14 protein-coding genes are annotated in these 15,182 nt (G+C 43.9%); 1 reads left to right on the forward strand and 13 read right to left on the reverse strand.

The genetic code is table 11. The features are described from left to right. Positions 1–5: 5 nt before the first annotated feature. The 13 genes from ispF to KQI91_RS01825 form a co-directional block, all read right to left on the reverse strand. Complete coding sequence (gene ispF, locus KQI91_RS01765; RefSeq protein WP_216391163.1) at positions 6–485, reverse strand: 2-C-methyl-D-erythritol 2,4-cyclodiphosphate synthase; 480 nt, start codon at positions 483–485, stop codon at positions 6–8. 11 nt (positions 486–496) lie between these two features. After that, positions 497–1,186 carry an iron-containing alcohol dehydrogenase gene (locus KQI91_RS01770; RefSeq protein ID WP_216391164.1) on the reverse strand — a complete coding sequence of 230 codons (690 nt, stop codon included), beginning with the start codon at positions 1,184–1,186 and terminating at the stop codon, positions 497–499. A 140-nt stretch (positions 1,187–1,326) separates the two neighbouring features. Then, positions 1,327–2,775 (reverse strand): serine hydrolase, encoded by a 1,449-nt coding sequence (locus KQI91_RS01775; protein WP_216391165.1) that lies wholly within the window; start codon positions 2,773–2,775, stop codon positions 1,327–1,329. 83 nt (positions 2,776–2,858) lie between these two features. After that, positions 2,859–5,213, reverse strand: a complete 2,355-nt coding sequence (locus tag KQI91_RS01780) for an ATP-dependent DNA helicase (RefSeq protein WP_216391166.1) — start codon at positions 5,211–5,213, stop codon at positions 2,859–2,861. A gap of 101 nt (positions 5,214–5,314) precedes the next feature. Continuing rightward, positions 5,315–5,542 carry an HPr family phosphocarrier protein gene (locus KQI91_RS01785; protein WP_005425170.1) on the reverse strand — a complete coding sequence of 76 codons (228 nt, stop codon included), beginning with the start codon at positions 5,540–5,542 and terminating at the stop codon, positions 5,315–5,317. 226 nt (positions 5,543–5,768) lie between these two features. Then, positions 5,769–7,088, reverse strand: coding sequence for an aspartate kinase (locus KQI91_RS01790; RefSeq protein WP_216391167.1), 1,320 nt, complete (start codon positions 7,086–7,088; stop codon positions 5,769–5,771). Between the two features lie 151 nt (positions 7,089–7,239). Further along, complete coding sequence (locus tag KQI91_RS01795; protein WP_216391168.1) at positions 7,240–7,521, reverse strand: DUF2325 domain-containing protein; 282 nt, start codon at positions 7,519–7,521, stop codon at positions 7,240–7,242. Positions 7,522–7,635: 114 nt separating this feature from the next. Then, positions 7,636–8,355, reverse strand: a complete 720-nt coding sequence (gene tsaA / locus KQI91_RS01800) for a tRNA (N6-threonylcarbamoyladenosine(37)-N6)-methyltransferase TrmO (RefSeq protein WP_216391169.1) — start codon at positions 8,353–8,355, stop codon at positions 7,636–7,638. A gap of 83 nt (positions 8,356–8,438) precedes the next feature. Further along, positions 8,439–9,818 carry an alanine/glycine:cation symporter family protein gene (locus tag KQI91_RS01805; RefSeq protein ID WP_216391170.1) on the reverse strand — a complete coding sequence of 460 codons (1,380 nt, stop codon included), beginning with the start codon at positions 9,816–9,818 and terminating at the stop codon, positions 8,439–8,441. 149 nt (positions 9,819–9,967) lie between these two features. After that, positions 9,968–10,819: a patatin-like phospholipase family protein gene (locus KQI91_RS01810; RefSeq protein ID WP_216391171.1), complete on the reverse strand. Its 852-nt coding sequence runs from the start codon at positions 10,817–10,819 to the stop codon at positions 9,968–9,970. Between the two features lie 8 nt (positions 10,820–10,827). Continuing rightward, the gene (gene larC / locus KQI91_RS01815; protein WP_216391172.1) at positions 10,828–12,132 is read right to left on the reverse strand and encodes a nickel pincer cofactor biosynthesis protein LarC; all 1,305 of its coding nucleotides are present in this window, start codon (positions 12,130–12,132) and stop codon (positions 10,828–10,830) included. 13 nt (positions 12,133–12,145) lie between these two features. Beyond that, positions 12,146–12,922, reverse strand: a complete 777-nt coding sequence (gene larB, locus KQI91_RS01820; protein ID WP_216391173.1) for a nickel pincer cofactor biosynthesis protein LarB — start codon at positions 12,920–12,922, stop codon at positions 12,146–12,148. A gap of 54 nt (positions 12,923–12,976) precedes the next feature. Then, positions 12,977–13,600 carry a hypothetical protein gene (locus KQI91_RS01825; protein ID WP_216391174.1) on the reverse strand — a complete coding sequence of 208 codons (624 nt, stop codon included), beginning with the start codon at positions 13,598–13,600 and terminating at the stop codon, positions 12,977–12,979. A 299-nt stretch (positions 13,601–13,899) separates the two neighbouring features. Between KQI91_RS01825 and KQI91_RS01830 the strand changes: the two genes are divergently transcribed. Next, positions 13,900–15,129: a dicarboxylate/amino acid:cation symporter gene (locus KQI91_RS01830; protein ID WP_216391175.1), complete on the forward strand. Its 1,230-nt coding sequence runs from the start codon at positions 13,900–13,902 to the stop codon at positions 15,127–15,129. The last annotated feature ends 53 nt before the right edge of the window (positions 15,130–15,182 follow it).

Here is a 15,182-nt window from a genome sequence, read left to right on the forward strand (position 1 = left end):
CAGAATCAGCCCTGGATCTCTGTCAGCAGACAGATTGCCTGAGAAGAGATTCCCTCTCCGCTTCCGGTAAATCCAAGTCCTTCTTCTGTAGTTACCTTGACATTGATCTTTGATTCCGGGATCCCAAGAGCATCTGCCATATTTTTACGCATCTGTGGGATGTGCGGTGCCATCTTCGGTTTCTGCGCGATCACTGTCGCATCAATATTTCCAATTTCATAGCCATGTTCCCGAAGAAGTCCTGCCACATGCACCAGCAGCTTAATACTGGAAATTCCTTTATATGCCGGATCTGTATCCGGAAAATGTTTGCCGATGTCTCCAAGTGCCGCAGCACCAAGCAGTGCATCCATAACTGCATGAATCAGCACATCTGCATCAGAGTGTCCCAGAAGACCTTTTTCCCACGGAATATCAACTCCACCAAGAATCAGTTTTCTTCCCTCGGTCAGCTTATGTACATCATATCCCATTCCAACTCTCATATTCCGTCTCCTTATCTCTGTTCCGCCTGACTGGCGATACCGCATTTTATGAGTGCATACATCAGTTTCTCACATGTTTCTGCATCACCCTGTTCAATCAGCTGCTCTGCTCTCTGGATATCTGACGGCTGCAAATCGCTTCCGTTCAGACATGCCATACCGGCAATATTAAGCGCTGCCGGCGCATTTGCAAAAATGTCCGTATCTGCATAGATCGCGACCGGCGGCTCTGCAGGAATCCGTTTCTCCTGTCCGTTCCATACCATATTCGCTGCTTCTGATACAAATCCGTCTGTACTGGCTGCTGTGGGGACGGAAATAAAAGGAAGCTTATACTGAAAAGCCACATATCTGCTGATATCATGAATCGTGCCGGAACCAACTGCCAGGATCAGGTCAATATCCTCATCCATATAATTCTCCACGATTTCTACCGCATGCTGGTCTGCCTGAAGTTCTTCTGCATCCAGAACCAGAACCTGACATCGGTCAAAAATATCTTCCATAAGTTCTTCTGTCGCTTTGCATGTGTTTGTATCACAGATCAGAAGCGGTGAGATATATTCTTTCAGAAAGCCCTCTGACATGGCCTCTTCGAGCATATTTACCGCTCCCGGTTCAATCAATACTTCCTTTACCTCTGTATGGTGCATATTCCCGTCCCCGCAAGGTCGGGCAAAGTCATCTGCATCGACTCGCATTTATTTCTCTCCTCCTGAATTTAATATCATCCGCCGTCATTCAGCACTGTCGTGACAGCAGACAAAAAACCTATTTTATTACAATCTGTTATTATACATGATTTCCTTTCAAAAATCAACGAAAGCCATCAGATCTCCCCCTACAGGTTCAGATAATTATAAACCACTCTGGAAATCCTGCGTATATTCTCAACAGCGTCTGTTCCGTTCTCTGACATGACGCATAAAATATATGTCGTCTTTGGACCGTAAACGATTGCAATATCATGTTGGTCTTCATCTGTTTCTCCCGTCTTATTGGCAATCGTAATATTTTCTCCGACTCCTTCCGGAATCTTCGTCGTGTTTTCCTGATTCATAAGAAGATTCAGCATTTCTTCTGATGCTTCCCTGCTGACGCATTCCCCTCTGTAGATCCGTTCAAGCAGTTTCCCACAATCTGTAACTGTCGTCTGATTGTGTCCTCCAAGTGTTACAAGTTTTGACGCAGACGGATGCAGAGTACTCTGATAACTGGTTCTGGTATATCCTTCTTTCTGCAGATATTTATTTACCTGCTCCGCACCATCCTGAAAATCATGGCTATCCGACTGCAATCTGCCCAGTTCGTTACAGGATTCATTGTCACTGACTGTGATCATATTCCACAGCAGAGTATCCACTTTCTCTTTCACCTTTGCATCATCTGCCGCTGTCTTGAGCTGTGCAGCCTCATGTTCCAGAACCTTATCCATATCTTCATATGTTTTTGCCATAACAAAAGCTTTAATAAGACTTGCTGAATACAAAGGCTCATCATTCAGAACGATTTCCTCCTCTGTCTCCAGATCTTTCACATACACGCTCCACTCGCCCTCATATCCGGAAAGCATCGTCTCAAGCTGTGGTTCCAGTGTATCCATCCCAAGGTCTTCCAGGTCACCTACTTTACCCGTCTCATCCACCGGAAAACCATCCTCCGTCACACCAGCTTCCTGCACCAGTACTCCATTTGTACCGCCAAAATAGTACGTACCGGAAAACATCTGACCATTTGAAGTCATTTCCAGCTCATGAATCCCCGGCTCTGTGACCATTCTGCCATTTTCATCAAAATAATAATATCCATCGTAGGTGGCTCCGTCTGCCGTATAATTACTGATGTAGTGTACCTGCGGCGCAGCACTGAGCTTCCCCAGATTGTTGACCATATAATACCCATCAAACTCAGTCACTTCCTCACTGTCTCCGGATATTTTTGTACAGCTCAGTTTATTGATCTTCACCATATGCGAACTGTCTGCCTGAAAACATCCGTTTTCGTCATGATAATAAAATCCGTCCAGTACTGTTCCGTCTATTTCCATATGATCAAAATAATGTACTGCTGCCGCGTTATCCCTGCTCCCATCTTCTTTTAGGCAGTAAAATCCATCGCTTTTTAAAAGATATTTGTCTGATCCGTCACTGATCGGACGAATCTGTGCTTCTTCTGTGACTGACAGCAGACTGCTGGATGCCGCCGGCACAGGAACCGCTGATCCCGCCAGTACAGCTGTTACTCCTATTGCCCAGATCTTCCATTTTTTCAAACGGTTTCCAGTTGCCATATGTTTCTCCTCTTTCTGTATATTCCTGCTTTTTTGTCCATAGTATACAGGATATTTTTTGTATGTCAAGCTGACTTATTTTGTTATTTTCCGAACTGTCCCCAGAAGTCTTTCAACTGCATTTCCAGATCCTTCAGTAAACATATGCGGGCATCGTTCCATTCTCTTGGAAACAGACTTCGATACTCTCTGTTCGCAAACCGGTCATCCATCAGAAGGATCGTTCCGATATCTTCTCTGGTTCTGATCACTCTCCCTGCCGCCTGCAGGACTTTGTTCATTCCCGGATAGCGATATGCATAATCAAAACCCTGTTCTCCTTTTTGGTCGTAATACTCTTTCAATATCTCCCTTTCGCAACTGACCTGTGGAAGCCCTGTTCCAACCACTGCAACTCCGATCAGACGATTTCCGATCAGATCGATTCCTTCCGAAAAAATCCCCCCCATCACACAGAAACCAACCAGTGTTTCCCCGCGTTCTTCTTTAAATTCTTCCAGAAACTCTTCGCGTTCTTTCTCTGTCATGGAAGCATGCTGACTGATACAATGTACCCATCCTGCTGCATATTCTTCCTGATAAACCTGATATACATCTTCCAGAAGTTTATACGATGGAAAAAAGACCATGTAATTTCCTTTTTTCTGCCAGCTCATTCTCGCAATATATTCTGCAATTCTGTGGTACTCTTCATAATTCCGCCTTGTGTAACGGCTGCTCACATCCCGGCATATCAGAAGACAACGCTTTTTTTGTTCAAACGGGGATTCTACATAGATGCCAAAGTTTTCTGTTCGGGTACTCAGCATCTTACGATAGTACTGCATTGGAAGAAGTGTCGCAGAAAAAAACACTGTGGTGACACCTTTATCCAGACATCTCTGCAGATTTGCTGCCGGATTGACACAGAACAGTTTTATATAAAATCTTCCGTCTTCTCCAAATGCCGTATACACCACATAGTTTTCATCTACAAGCTCTGCTATATTCAGGAAATCACGCACTGCAAAGTAGAAATCAAGGATTCCATCCACAACCTCCTGTGACGGTGGCTCCTCCATCAGCTGATCCAGTTCTCCCTGAACACTCAGAAGACTGACCGGCAGAACTCCGGCATTTTCCTGAACCTGCCAGGAAACACAGTTTTTCCTCAGTTCTTCTAACTGACGTATCACTTTTCCCAGCTTCTTCCACATTTTCTGACTATAAGGTTTCAGGAAATCACGGGTCTGTATCATCTCCTCCAGACAGAGCGAAGCACTGTACATTTCCCGTCCTCTGTCAACCAGATTATGTGCCTCATCAATCAGAAAAAGATAGCTACCTGATATATTTTCTCCAAAAAATCGTTTCAGATAAACATTTGGATCAAATACATAATTGTAATCACAGATCACACCATCCATCCAGACCGCCAGATCCAGACTCATTTCGAACGGACATACCTGCCATTTTTCCGCATGATGCAGAATCGTTTCACGATCAAAACACTGTTCTGTTGTCCAGAGTTCATAGACCGCCGCATTGACCCGGTCATAATGCCCCTTTGCATAAAGACATTTTTCCGGATCACATTCCGGTTTCTCACAAAAACACAGTTTTTCTTTTGCCGTAATCGTAACTACTTTAAAAAGCAGGCCTTTCTCTCTCAGAATCTCAAATGCATCCTGTGCAACCGTTCTCGTAATCGTTCTGGCAGTCAGATAAAACAAAGTTTCCGCTTTTCCCTCTCCAATCGAACGTACCGCCGGAAATACCGCCGACATCGTTTTTCCGACACCTGTCGGCGCCTGAATGAAAATCTGCTCCTGCCTGGATATCGCATGATAAATGCCGGCAACCATTTCTTTCTGTCCTTTCCGATAATCAAATGGAAACTCCAGATTCTGCATAGACTGGTTTCTTTTCCTTCTCCATTCAATCTGATAGGACAGCCATTTGTAATAGGCATCTGTGAGTTCTCTGTACCATTCCTCCAGTTCCTGTCTGGTCAGTGTTTCGCGAAAACGTTTGATCATTTCTGTTTCCAGATGTGCATACGTCATCTGCACATCAATTTCCTGCAGATCATGTTCATCTAAATAGATCCACGCATAGCAGAGTGCCTGCGCCCGATGCACCAAAACCGGTTCTTCAAGCAGTTCCAGATTCTTATATATTCCTTTGATCTCATCAATACAGACTTTTTCTTCCTGTGTAAAGATGCCATCCGCACGTCCCTCCACACGAAGGATCAGTTCTGCATATTCCGTATCTTTTTTTAAAGAAACCTCCGGCTGATAATGGCTCCCCATCTGTTTCTGAATCTTCCTGTGGAGACGGCTTCCCTTCAGCATAGCCTCTTTGTCTGCTGCGCCGCCACTGCTTTTCAGATCACCGCTTCTTAATATAAATTCCACCAGATTTCTGACCGAAATACGGACGATCGGTTTTTCCATACTGTTCTTTTCCTGCCTTCCTAGGGACGCCTGCCTGTTTCAGACTTCAAAAAAAGCGCATACCCGCTTCCGGAATATGCGCCCTGTCTGCCGTATACGCTTTATGCTACAGCAAATTTTGCCATTACTTCGTTAAATCTCTGGCTCTCTCCATAGCATCTTACCGTCAGTTCTCTGGTAAGATCCATGCTCAGAATACCTAAAAGGGATTTGGCATCAATAATAATTCTATTATAGGAAATGTCAATGTCAAAATCGCATTTGGTAGCTTCGTTTACAAATTCTTTTACATCTTCAGTCGCATTTAATCTAATATGTCTTTCAACCATATGCTTCATCCTCCTGCATCAGACTTTAGGCGTATTTTGTCACTCTGAGGAGGATTTGTCAACAGACTTAAAATTTTATTCATATTTTTCGATAAATTATATAATTTTATATTCTCAGATAAAAATTTTTTGTGATTTTTTCTAGTGGAATTCTATCATATTTGAACATAGTTTTAAAGAGAAAAAGATCCGGCATCGGGCCGGATCTTCCAAATCTCCTCTTTATTTATACCTGAGTCAGGACAAAAATATCATAAATTGCTTTTACTGCGGTCTCAAAATCCCTGTTTTCCACACCAATGATGATGTTCAGCTCACTGGAACCCTGATCGATCATCTTAACATTGACATGCGCATGTGCCAGTGCTGCAAATACACGACCTGCGGTACCTCTCTGAGACTTCATCCCACGTCCTACGACTGCGATCAGTGCCAGATCAGATTCCATTTCTACAAAATCCGGCTGAACTGCACGATGAATGCCCGCAATTACCTGCTGTTCCTTTTCTTCGAATTCATCCTGATGTACATAAACCGTCATTGTATCGATTCCGGAAGGAACATGCTCAAAACTGATTCCCTGATCTTCAAATACCTGAAGAATCTTTCTTCCGAATCCGATTTCGCTGTTCATCATGGATTTCTCAATATTGATGGAGCAGAAACCTTTTTTGCCCGCAATACCTGTAATCACGTATTTTGGTTTGCGGCAGGTGCTTTCCACGATAAATGTTCCCTTATCATCCGGACGATTTGTATTACGGATATTGATCGGGATACCTTCCTTGCGAACCGGGAAGATTGCATCTTCGTGAAGGACAGTCGCTCCCATGTAAGAAAGCTCACGAAGTTCTCTGTATGTGATTGTCTCGATCACTGCCGGATTTTCAACAATTCTCGGATCCGTTACAAGGAAACCGGAAACGTCTGTCCAGTTTTCATAAATATCTGCATGGATTGCTTTTGCTACCAGTGAACCGGTGACATCTGATCCACCCCTGGAAAATGTTTTAACAGTCCCGTCTTCCATTCCACCATAAAATCCCGGAATAACGGCTCTTTCACATTTCTGAAGTCGTTTGCTGAGAAGCTTGTCTGTCTTGTCGGCGTCAAAATTTCCGTTTTTGTCAAAGCGGATGACTGTTGCAGAGTCAATAAACTCATATCCCAGATATGCAGCCATTACTTTACCATTGAGAAATTCTCCTCGGGAAGCCGCATATTCATTTCCTGCATGTGCTTTAAAATCTGTCTCGATCTGTTTGAATTCTTCTTCCAGGGAAAGATCCAGATTCAGACCTTTGATAATTTCATAAAAACGGCTTTTGATCTCTGTCAGAATATCACTGAAATCTTCGCCTGCTTCCGCTTTGTCATAGCACGCATATAAAAGATCTGTTACTTTTGTGTCTGCGGAAAATCTTTTGCCAGGTGCGGACGGTACCACATAACGTCTGCTCTCCTCGCTTCTGATAATATCTCCAACCTTCTGAAACTGTTCCGCATTGGCCAGAGAGCTTCCTCCAAATTTTACAACCTTTTTCATAATAACACTTCTCACCCTTCTGTTTTCTTGCTGATGCTCACATTGTTTGTCAGTGCTTACAGCAGCCTTTTCTTTTCAGTCAGAAAATCTGTCTTTTATTGTATTGAAAAACAGCGGGATTTGCAAGTATTTCTTTATAAAAAACTAATTTTTATGCACAATATTCACGAAGAATATTTTCAAGAGCAGACGCGCTGCTTGTATGGCATCTGCAGACCGGAATAGATTTTTTCTTAGCTTCTTCTACGGCACAATTGACCATTTTGTGAGAAACCGTGCTTGTAAACAGAATCATGAGATCCGGTGCCCCGATTTTCTTTTTCATGGCTCCTTTTTCTTTTGCAAATACTTTTGCCTTACATCCATATCCTTTACAGATATCCTCATACTGACATACCATACGTTCATTACCGCCTACAATTACGATACTCATAGCATCACCTCTCCTTTTGTTATTCTCATCTAACTCATGTTTTAAAAGTAAAGCGGACTTAAGATCCGCTTAATGTTCCTTTGTTAGCTTATACTAACTGTGTATAAAATACTATCACATATTGTTTTGTTTGTCAAAGGATTTTTTTAATTCTGTTATATCGCAAACTGTAAGCGTCTCTCCCCTCACCCGAAAATGGATGTCTCTGTCACCATAAGCCAGTCCATAAATCTTCTCCGGTTTATTCTGATATCGTGGACGAGGATCATTTGCCAGTACCTCGAGAAGCGCTTCTCTCTGTGCCTCCGGTACTTTTTGTATAAGCTTTTCCGGGAACTCCACATTTAAACGATAATCTCTGATATGATCGGTAAATCCACCTTTTGCCTCCGGGTGGCTGTCTGCGTATGGAAGATACGGCTTGATATCATAAATCGGTGTTCCATTCATCAGATCTGCTCCTGCTATATGCAATACCGGCCCAAGTTCCTGATGGAACTCTATTTTTTCCAGACGCACAGAAGACAATCCAATGCTGTTCGGCCGAAACGGAGAACGCGTTGCAAACACCCCCATCCTCGTATTTCCACCAAGCCTCGGCGGGCGTACTGTCGGTGACCAGTTTTCTCTCACAGCCTCTGAAAACTGCCATATCAGCCAGATATAACTGTATTCTTCCAATCCGCGAAATGCCTCTGGCACACGATATTCCGGTTCAAAAACGATCGTTGCTTTCAATGCATCCAAGCGATTGCTCTGATGTGGAATCCCAAATTTTGTTGGAAAATCATTGTGGATCCTTGCAATTACTTTCATTTCATGTTCTTCTGCCATAAACCTCTCCTGCTCTTCCTCATAAAAACAGCCTGCATAAATGCAGACTGTCTTCGTTTTCTGATATTGTATCGCTTCTTCCTTCAGCGGTCAATGATTTCAATCTCAGTATCATCTTTTGCATCCAGATTATTTATGTATTTTTTTGTCTCCGCAACGATCACATTGGACAACATTAAAACCGCGATCAGGTTTGGCAGTGCCATCAGTGCATTCAGAATATCCGCGATCGTCCATACCAGATTTAAAGATACAACCGGTGCGATCACAGCTACCGCTATGTACAGCGTCCGATACGGAATAAGCCCTTTTTTGCCTGCAAAATATTCCACACAGCGTTCTCCGTAATATGCCCAGCCAAGTACAGTTGAATACGCAAATGAAACAATTCCCACAACCAGTATCACCGGACCGATCACAGGAATCTGCTGAAATGCCAGTGTAGTCAGTACACCACCATTCGTGATCTCTCCCATATCAATCGCCGGATTTTTCATAATACTTGTAACCAGGACCAGACCTGTCATAAGACATACAACAACCGTATCCCAGAACGTACCGGTACTGGATACCAGGGCCTGGCGTACCGGATTTCTCGTCTGTGCCGCTGCTGCAGCAATCGGAGCAGAACCCATACCAGATTCATTAGAAAACAGACCTCTCGCGATTCCATACTGCATCGCCATCATGATTCCTCTCCCTACCAGTCCGCCTGCCGCTGCTCCAGGAGTGAATGCCATTTTACAGATCGTAACGACTGCAGGGATGATAAAGTCATAATTGATACAAAGAATGACAAAACATCCGATAACATAAAAAGCTGCCATAAAAGGAACCAGTTTTTCACAGACGTTGGCAATTGCCTTGATCCCGCCAAAGATAACCAACGCAGTCAGTACAGCCACCACGATTCCTACTGCTGCCGGTGGGATATGCAGATTTTCTTCACATACCGTTGCAATTGCATTGACCTGTGTGGCACAGCCGATTCCAAACGATGCAAATCCTCCAAAAACGGCAAAGATCAGACCAAGCCATCTCATATGAAGTCCACGCTCAAGAGCATACATCGCACCGCCCTGCATACGCCCGTCTTTTGTTTTGACACGATATTTGACTGCGATCAGTGATTCACTGTATTTTGTCGCAATACCAAAGACACCTGTCAGCCAGCACCAGAGCACTGCTCCCGGTCCGCCAAGTGCAATGGCGGTTCCGACACCAATGATATTTCCAGTTCCAATCGTAGATGCGAGCGCAGTGGTCAGCGCACCAAACTGACTGACTTCCCCCTCTCCATCAGGATCTTTCGTAACAGACAGTCTGATCGCAGTTCCAATCTTTCTCTGGATCACACCAGTACGTATTGTCATAAAAATGTGTGTTCCAAGGAGCAGCAAGATCATCCACCACCCCCATACCCATGCATCGATCTGATTGATCAGGTTTACAATTCCATCCATATCCAATCCTCCCCTGTTATTTTGGAAACAAAAAAACACAAGGACATACATCACACATTTATGCGTGCTGTACGCCCTTGTACTTTTTGGTTCGCTTTTATTTTATGTATCTGATTATACAGAATCTGACGCTGATATGCAACCTGAAATTACAGATTTCCCTGCGGCATCCATTCCTTCAGTGCTCTCATACGGATACGCGCATCTCTGCTTCCCAGATCGTACGCCTGTTGAATAACATTCAGATCTGTTTCCATACGACTGATATCCATTTTTTTGTCCGGCTGAATCACAAATGCCTCGCCTGTTTTTTCCATTTCTTTCAGTACTTCCAGGCTGTGATTGTAAACCTTGTGCCTGTTTTGCAGTGTATGCACAAACTCCGGATATTTATGATAGCGAATCTCTGCCATCCTGATATTTTCCGGTTTCTTGACAAATCCTGCTTCTCTCGTCAGCACGACCACGATGCGGTCATATCCCATCTTTCGGAACGCTTCAACAGGAATACTGTCCGCACATCCGCCATCTAACAGTTTCATTCCATCATACTCCACGATTCTGGATACATATGGCATAGATGCCGAAGCTCTCATTGCATCGATCTGACTCAGCATATCTGTAATTTTGATATATTCTGCCTTTCCCGTCTCAACATTAGTACAGGTTGCATAAAATGCAGTATCTGATCTGACAAACGCTTCATAATCAAACGGATCCAAACGCTCCGGAATATCATGATAGCAAAACTGTTTTCCTACGACTTCACCCGTATGCAGAAAACTCCACCAACTCATAAAATGTTTATCATTTCGATATTTTTTAAAATACCTGAGACTTCTTCCTTTTTGCCCTGATACAAAAGAACAGCCGTGCAGCGCGCCCGCCGAAACACCGATCACGCCATCAAACTTTATCCCCTGTTCCAAAAACACATCCAGTACTCCGGCTGTGTAGATTCCGCGCATCGCGCCACCTTCCAAAACAAGCCCTGTTTTCATTTTCTGTCTCACCTCTCTGTTGTCCAATAACTCCTGATCCTGTCATACGCTTCCCTGAAACTGATCTGATTTTTTTGTGCAAGTTCGGATGCACTGTCATGTTCGGGATAGCATCTTATCTGTCCATCCGGCAAAGTACAGAGCTTTGCCACCGCATCTCCAAGCGGTGTTCCGAATTTCACGATCTCCCTTTTGAGGATCGTGCGTTCCATCCTGGTCCTGCGAATCCCGATCGTTGTTGTCTCGGCAAAGATCAGATTCTCCAGTTTCTTTCTTTCTTCTTCTTTGCAGAGTACTGTTAATGTATAAGCCGGACGATTTTTCTTTGTATAGATTGGAGTATAATGTGCCTCCCTGGCTCCATTTGCCATAAGGAGCTTCATAACATATCCCATTGTTTCGCCGGTGCAGTCATCCATGTCTGTTTCCAGTTTCCAGATCATATCTTTTTCTTCTGCTCCTGATCGAATGAGCATGGCACGCAGGATACCAGGACAGCAATACTGCCGCTTCCCAGCTCCGAGTCCCGATCTGAGCACCGTAAAATCTTCCGGAAGTCTGTCAGAGGTACGGAATGCTGCCACAACCGCAGCTCCTGTCGGTGTAACCAGCTCTCCCTGTATGTCCGTAATCTTCAGTTTCAGATCATGCGCTTCTGCGATATGCATCACTGCCGGTACCGGTACCGGGATCTGCCCATGCTGGCAACGAATAAAGCCGGTTCCTTCATATAAAACCGGTACGATCATTTCTGTAATATCCAGGTTATCCATACAGATTGCAATTGCTGCAATGTCTACAATAGAATCTACTGCTCCAACCTCATGAAAATGTACTTCTTCAACCGGAACACCATGTGCTTTGGCTTCTGCCTGTGCCAGTATGTCGAACACATGCAATGCCATTTTTTTTGCTCTCTCTGTCATCTCCGAATTCTGGATGATTTCTGTAATTTCTCTGATTCCACGATGAGAATGAGCATGTTCGTGCTGCCGTTCATGCTTATGAGCGTGCTGCTCATGTACATGTTCATATTCATGATGATGTACCATGTCATGCATATGCTTCTCTTCATATCCATGCAGATATGTCATATCATGGTCGTGATTGTCATGATCCAGAATCACAGAAAAATCACAGGCATCCAGCCCGGATTTTTTGACCCTGGTGATTTCTGTACGAAATCCGGCAATCGGAAGGCTCTCCAGGGTTTTCTGCAGCACTTTCTGATCTGCCCCCAGATCCAGAAGTGCCGCTGCTGTCATATCCCCGCTGATTCCAGAATAACACTCCAAATATAATGTCTTACCCATATAACCACCTGTCTCAATCTATTTCCGATGTTTCTTTTGTATTGTAATCTCTGCATGCCAGACGGTTGATCTGCGTTGCCATATAACCTGCCCCATATCCATTGTCAATATTTACTACCGCAATGCCATTTGCACAGGAATTAATCATCGTCAACAATGCCGACAATCCATTCATGCTTGCTCCATACCCAACAGAAGTCGGTACTGCAATGACTGGCTTGTCCACAAGACCGCCCAGCACACTTGCCAGTGCGCCTTCCATGCCTGCTACTGCAACCACACAATTCGCATCCTGAATAACTTCCAGTCTGGAAAACAGTCTGTGAATGCCACTCACCCCAACATCAAACACTCTGTCTACATGGGAGCCAAAATATTCAGCTGTCTGTGCTGCTTCCTCGGCCACCGCAATGTCTGCCGTACCGGCCGTACAGATTGCAATCTTTCCAATATGTTCTTTTTCTTTCTTTTCAATCTTGATAATATGTGACAATTCGTCATATTCCACATCCGGAAGAATATCTTTTACAAGTTCATACTGATGTCTGGATGCTCTCGTTCCAAAGACTTCTCCATTATCTTCATAAAGCTTCTTAAAAATATGCACAAAATGCTGATCTGCCTTGCCACTGCAGAAAATCACTTCCGGAAATCCTGAACGAATCTCTCTGTGTGAATCCAGCTTTGCGTATTCCATCTCCTCAAACGGTTCTTTGCGGAAATAATGTTCCGCTTGCTCCATTGAGAGTTCTCCGTTTTTAAATCTTGTCAGTATTTCTCTGGTTTCCAATCTGGCACCTCCTAAAAGTAAGGGAGCATGCTGTTCACATCCTCCCACTTGTTTCTACATATGATACAAAATCATTCCGCCCTTTTTGTCATATCCGGTATCCCACATTTCTTTCAGCGAAAACCATTTGTGTTCGCCGTAAGAAATTGCTTTTACCAGAAAATCATCCTCTTTCTCTTCATAACCTGCAAGTATGAACCAATGCCAGATATAATCTTCCAGAGATCCTTTCTCATTCTTATGTTTCAGCATCAGATAAGGGATCAGACAGGCACTGTCAATCTGTCTGTGCACAGCGTCAACGGCTTCTTCATATGTATGTGTCCCATGAAAAGCTTCCATCTTCAGTTTATCATCATGCACATCTGCCAGGTATTCGCCAAATCCCTCCATAAACAATTCCAGTGTATCGATTCCATTTGGTCTCGGACAGAGATAGTGTTTCATCACATATGCAAAATCATGATATTCTTTCCAGCTGATTTCCTTCGTCGAATGCGGGTAGAGTTTTTTCATCTCATTCGTTCTGGCAAAATAAATACAGCTTTCGCAAGCTGCTATCGCCCCACATCCTCCATCCCGCATAGTTACATCCGGAAACAGGTCCTGATTCCCTCCATAGGATTCCTCTACAAAAAAGTATTCCAGTTCGTTCTTATGTAATACAGTCTGCCCCACTGTACATTCCCCCAGTCGTCTTTATCTAGCGTATCCCTCTTGCAACAGTCCCATACATCACCGCTGCAAACTATCTCTAACTATAGCATATTTCTTTCTGAAATAAAATAAATTTTTCCAAATGTTCCAGTAAATCCCGTTATTCTTTTTGCAAATTTTTCTTTCGGTTTCCGAAAAATCCTTTCTATATTATAGGTTTCCTTGACACCCCACTTCTGTACATGCTATAATTTTCGTCATATTCTGTATGTTTAAGAGGATTTTTCGCCAAACATACCATTTTTTGAGGAGGAAATGAAATGAAAAAGTTTTATGCCTGGTATCAGAAGCATATCACCGGCGCGATTTTCATCGGCCTGCTTCTCGGTATCCTGACCGGACTGTTTCTTGCAGACCGTTTTGCACCGGTCCTGACAGTCACCAGTCTTCTTGGCGGCATCTACATGAATGCCCTGAACATGATGATCTTTCCACTTGTATTCTGCTCCGTTGTTATGGGAATCTGCAGCATCGGAAGCATTAAGACGACCGGTAAGATCACCGGTGCTTCCATGGTATTTTTCCTGTGCACAACTGCACTTGCCAGTCTTGCCGGCCTGATCATCCCGCGTCTTATCCACCTGGGCAGAGGAGTTTCCTTTGAGATGGCGACTTCTGATATTGCAGCAACTGATATGAGCAATATCCTGGACACCATTAAAAACCTGATTCCATCCAACCCGGTATCTGCTTTTGCGCAGGGTAATATGCTCCAGGTTCTTGTATTTGCTGTCATCATCGGATTTACTCTGATTGCAGTTGGCGAAAAAGGCAAGCCGCTTCTGAATGTAATCGATTCACTCAATGAAGTATGTCTGAAGATTATCAGCACGATCATGTATTTCACACCAATCGGTGTTTTCTGTACCATCGTCCCGGTTGTAGAGGCAAACGGTACCGAAACCATCATTTCACTGGCTACACAGCTGATCATCCTGTACCTGGCATTCTTTATCTTTGCATTTGTGGTATATGGACTCGCTGTTAAAGTGATCGGTAAAGAAAGCCCGATCAAATTCTTCAAAACAATCATGCCTGCTGCACTGAACGCATTCGGAACATGTTCCAGTTCTGCTACTATCCCGATCAGTAAACAGTGCATGGAAGAAGGAATGGGTGTTTCCAACAAGATCACCAGCATTGCCATTCCTCTTGGTGCAACGGTAAACATGGATGCTGTATCCATCCTGATGTCCTTCATGATCATGTTCTTTGCCAATGCCTGTGGCATCAATGTCAGCGTTTCCATGATGGTCATTGTACTTCTGGCAAACGTACTCCTTTCCGTTGGAACTCCAGGTGTTCCAGGCGGTGCGATCGCATCTTTCGCTGCCCTTGCAACTATGGCCGGACTTCCTGCCGGAGTTATGGGTGTCTATATCAGCATCAACACTCTGTGTGATATGGGGGCAACCTGTGTCAATGTTATCGGAGACCTTGCATGCTGTGTTGCTTTAAAAGGTCGTCTGAAAATTGACGAAACAAAGTAATCCTACATAAAATGCAAACCGGAAGGCGGTCCTGTTGTGGACTTCCCTCCGGT

It is taken from the genome of Blautia sp. MSJ-19 (assembly GCF_018918125.1).
Classification (GTDB): domain Bacteria; phylum Bacillota; class Clostridia; order Lachnospirales; family Lachnospiraceae; genus Blautia_A.

Excerpts from the sequence above, each read along its gene's own strand:
- ispF (WP_216391163.1), bottom strand. The coding sequence starts at position 485 with ATGAGAGTTGGAATGGGATATGATGTACATAAGCTGACCGAGGGAAGA.
- KQI91_RS01770 (WP_216391164.1), bottom strand. The coding sequence starts at position 1,186 with ATGCGAGTCGATGCAGATGACTTTGCCCGACCTTGCGGGGACGGGAAT.
- KQI91_RS01775 (WP_216391165.1), bottom strand. The coding sequence starts at position 2,775 with ATGGCAACTGGAAACCGTTTGAAAAAATGGAAGATCTGGGCAATAGGA.
- KQI91_RS01780 (WP_216391166.1), bottom strand. The coding sequence starts at position 5,213 with ATGGAAAAACCGATCGTCCGTATTTCGGTCAGAAATCTGGTGGAATTT.
- KQI91_RS01785 (WP_005425170.1), bottom strand. The coding sequence starts at position 5,542 with ATGGTTGAAAGACATATTAGATTAAATGCGACTGAAGATGTAAAAGAA.
- KQI91_RS01790 (WP_216391167.1), bottom strand. The coding sequence starts at position 7,088 with ATGAAAAAGGTTGTAAAATTTGGAGGAAGCTCTCTGGCCAATGCGGAA.
- KQI91_RS01795 (WP_216391168.1), bottom strand. The coding sequence starts at position 7,521 with ATGAGTATCGTAATTGTAGGCGGTAATGAACGTATGGTATGTCAGTAT.
- tsaA (WP_216391169.1), bottom strand. The coding sequence starts at position 8,355 with ATGGCAGAAGAACATGAAATGAAAGTAATTGCAAGGATCCACAATGAT.
- KQI91_RS01805 (WP_216391170.1), bottom strand. The coding sequence starts at position 9,818 with ATGGATGGAATTGTAAACCTGATCAATCAGATCGATGCATGGGTATGG.
- KQI91_RS01810 (WP_216391171.1), bottom strand. The coding sequence starts at position 10,819 with ATGAAAACAGGGCTTGTTTTGGAAGGTGGCGCGATGCGCGGAATCTAC.
- larC (WP_216391172.1), bottom strand. The coding sequence starts at position 12,132 with ATGGGTAAGACATTATATTTGGAGTGTTATTCTGGAATCAGCGGGGAT.
- KQI91_RS01830 (WP_216391175.1), top strand. The coding sequence starts at position 13,900 with ATGAAAAAGTTTTATGCCTGGTATCAGAAGCATATCACCGGCGCGATT.